Raw genomic sequence first — 3138 nt, 5'->3', positions numbered from 1 at the left:
TTGCCCCCGATGAGGCCATCAGCCTCACCAAAGCTCAAGGCTCCAACCCAATCCCCCGCAAAATCACACTGGTCACCGTCTGGATCGCTTTCTCGAACTGCATGTCCGACAACGGCTGGTGATCATTCAGAATCGTCACCTGGTGATCAAAGTCCGCATAGTGTTGGGTCGACGCCCAGATCATGTACAGCAGACTCGACGGTTCCACCGGCAGGATGCGTTTATCTTCCACCCACTGGCGAATTTTCGCTTCCTTCATCTTGGCCCAGTCGTACAGGCTTTCATCCAGCGCCTGACCCAAGGTCGGTGCGCCGTGGATGATTTCGTTGGCCCAGACCTTCGACCCATAAGGCCGCGTCCGCGAGCGCTGCATCTTGGCGCGGATGTAACTGCTGAGTACCACGCGCGGGTCGTCGAAGGTTTCGAAGCTCAGGGCGTCCTGCTTCCATACCTCCAGCAGGTCGAAGAGTACGGCGCTGTACAGCTCGCTCTTGGTGGTGAAGTAGTAATGCAGGTTGGAACGCGGCAGCTGCACTTCTTCGGCGATATCGGCCATGGCGGTGCTGCCATAGCCTTTCACGGCGAAGACTTTTTCCGCCGCCAGCAGGATTTTCTCGACGTTGACCCGACGAATTCCGATCTTGTGATTGCCCATAAGGGCTCCCTGACAACAACATGGCCCCAAGACTACCATCGGCTCTAGACCGCGGCGACACGCCACAATGAAACTTCTGACGCGAAGCTTTCCCCTGGAAAACGGATTGGTTAGCATCGCGGTCCCTATGAAGGATCATGATCATGACGATTAGACCGCGTGTGGCCACCGACGACGCAGTGCTGGGCGCACTGTGGGAGCGCTCGGTGCGTGCCACCCATGACTTCCTCCCCGAGGATGATATCCAGCGTTTGCTGCCGCTGGTGCGCGACACTTACCTGCCCATGCCCGCCCTGGATGTGTGGGTGTATGAAGACCCAAACGGTATCGCCGGTTTCATCGGCACCGGTGGGCACAATGTGGAAATGCTGTTTATCGACCCCGACCATCGTGGCCAGGGTATCGGCCGGCAATTGCTCGACCATGCCCGCGCCCGCCATGACACCCTGACGGTGGACGTCAACGAACAAAACCCACAGGCCGTGGGGTTCTACCTGCACTATGGTTTCATCCAGGTCGCGCGCTCGCCGCTGGATGGCGAAGGCAAACCCTTTCCCTTGCTGCACATGGCTCTACCGACTTCCTAACCTGAAGGTATTGAACAATGTTGATCAAGAAAGCCCTGACCACCGTCGCCCTGCTCGCTTCCCTGCTGGGTGCCTCTACCGCGTTCGCCCACGCCCACCTGAAAAGCTCGACGCCTGCGGCCGACAGCACGGTCGCGGCACCCGCCGACCTGCGCTTGACCTTCAGCGAGGGCGTCGAAGCCACCTTCACCAAAGTCTCCCTGAGCAAGGACGGCACCGAAGTCGCGATCAAGGGCCTGGAAACCCCCGACGCCGACAAGAAGACATTGGTAGTCACGCCCGCCGCACCGCTTGCCGCCGGCAACTACAAAGTGGTGTGGAACGCGGTGTCGGTCGATACCCACAAGAGCAACGGTGAATACAGCTTCAAGGTCGGCCAATAACCCATGGCGACGCTGCTGGTCCTGTGCCGTTTTGTGCATTTCATCGTCGTGCTGTTGATGTTCGGGGCCTGTGCCTTCAGGCCCTGGCTGTTGGGCACTGAACTGCACCCGGCACTCGACCGGCAACTGCTGCGCCTCACCCGCGCACTTGCCTGGCTGGGGTTGTGCTCCGGCGTGGCCTGGTTGCTGTTGATCACCGCCAGCATGGCCGGTAGCTGGGACGCGGCGCTGCAACCGGACACTGTGCAGCTGGTGCTGGGTAAAACCTTCTTTGGCCAGGTGTGGGTCTGGCACCTGTTGCTGAACCTTGTGCTGGTGGTCGTGCTGAGTAGACCCTGGCCGGCCATGCGCCTGCCAATCCTTGCGCTGTTGCTCGCGACGTTGGCACCGGTGGGCCATGGCGCCATGCTCAATGGCCTGAGCGGGCAACTGCTGATCCTCAACCAAGTGGTGCACCTGATGTGCGTCGGCGCTTGGCTCGGAGGGTTGTTGCTGTTGGTGCTGATCCTCAGGCAGCCGCAACGCTATGCGCTGGCAGCGACTCTCAAGCGCTTCAGCGGGGTGGGTTATGGCCTGGTCGCCGGTCTGTTGGTCACGGGCTTGATCAATGTGCGCGTGCTGACCGGGCAGCTGTGGCCTACGCCGTTGTTCAGTGGGTTCGCGCTGATTCTGTTGATCAAGGTGCTGTTGGTGCTGGGCATGTTGGCACTGGCACTCCTGAACCGCTTGCGTATCGACCGCTGCGAAGAACGCCTGGGCAGTTTAAAGGCCAGTGTGATGGTGGAATGGTTGCTGGGCGTGGCGGCGGTGGCGGCCGTTTCGCTGCTTGGCACGCTCCCCCCGATGGTCATTGCCAACTAAGACCTCACGTTGGAATGCACTCCAATGTGGGAGCAAGCCCTCCCACACTGTTGATCGATACCGATCAAGTCATCGTATAACTTCTAGTTGACAAGCCACAGAAACCTCGCAAATATCTCTCGCCATGTTGTACGACAACGTATAACAAATAATAAAAACAACAAAAATGGAGCTTCACTGTGAGTTCACTCGCCCGCAATTCCTCGCGTCTTGGTTTTCTCGGTCTCGGCAGCCTGGCGTTCACGCTTCCCTTCAGTGCCCAGGCCGACGGTTTTCTCGACGACGCCAAGGCCACGCTCAATCTACGCAACGCCTACTTCAACCGTAATTTCACCGACCCTACGTTTCCCCAGGCCAAGGCCCAGGAGTGGACGCAGAACTTCATCCTCGATGCCAAATCCGGCTTCACCCAGGGCACCGTGGGTTTCGGGCTTGATGTGCTCGGCCTGTATTCGCAAAAGCTCGATGGCGGCAAAGGTACGGGTGGCACCCAACTGCTGCCGCTCGACAGTGACGGGCGCCCCGCCGACAACTTCGGCCGTCTAGGCGTAGCGTTGAAAACCAAACTGTCGAAGACCGAGCTGAAGGTCGGCGAATGGATGCCGGTGCTGCCAATCCTGCGCTCCGACGATGGTCGTTCGCTGCCCCAGAC

The 3138-nt window shown here is 59.5% G+C and carries 5 protein-coding genes; 4 read left to right on the top strand and 1 reads right to left on the bottom strand.

Annotation, left to right across the window (positions count from 1 at the left end; all coding sequences use genetic code 11):
• Window positions 1-34 precede the first annotated feature (34 nt).
• Window positions 35-655 (bottom strand): TetR/AcrR family transcriptional regulator, encoded by a 621-nt coding sequence (locus tag ACRESD_RS13025; protein ID WP_431751272.1) that lies wholly within the window; start codon window positions 653-655, stop codon window positions 35-37.
• A 143-nt stretch (window positions 656-798) separates the two neighbouring features.
• On the opposite strand from ACRESD_RS13025, the gene ACRESD_RS13020 reads away from it, so the two are divergent.
• The 4 genes from ACRESD_RS13020 to ACRESD_RS13005 form a co-directional block, all read left to right on the top strand.
• Window positions 799-1242, top strand: a complete 444-nt coding sequence (locus ACRESD_RS13020; protein ID WP_431751271.1) for a GNAT family N-acetyltransferase — start codon at window positions 799-801, stop codon at window positions 1240-1242.
• A gap of 17 nt (window positions 1243-1259) precedes the next feature.
• Entirely contained in the window at window positions 1260-1625 is a 366-nt protein-coding gene (gene copC / locus ACRESD_RS13015; RefSeq protein ID WP_431751270.1) for a copper homeostasis periplasmic binding protein CopC, read from the top strand.
• A 3-nt stretch (window positions 1626-1628) separates the two neighbouring features.
• Complete coding sequence (gene copD / locus ACRESD_RS13010; RefSeq protein WP_431751269.1) at window positions 1629-2486, top strand: copper homeostasis membrane protein CopD; 858 nt, start codon at window positions 1629-1631, stop codon at window positions 2484-2486.
• A 179-nt stretch (window positions 2487-2665) separates the two neighbouring features.
• The coding region (locus ACRESD_RS13005) for an OprD family outer membrane porin (protein ID WP_431751268.1) at window positions 2666-3138 on the top strand (473 nt) is incomplete at its 3' end.

The sequence above is a fragment of the Pseudomonas sp. genome (genome assembly GCF_050739995.1).
Classification (GTDB): Bacteria; Pseudomonadota; Gammaproteobacteria; order Pseudomonadales; family Pseudomonadaceae; genus Aquipseudomonas.
The sequence above is the reverse complement of the archived record's forward strand: the minus strand, read 5'-3'. Positions and strand labels throughout refer to the sequence as shown.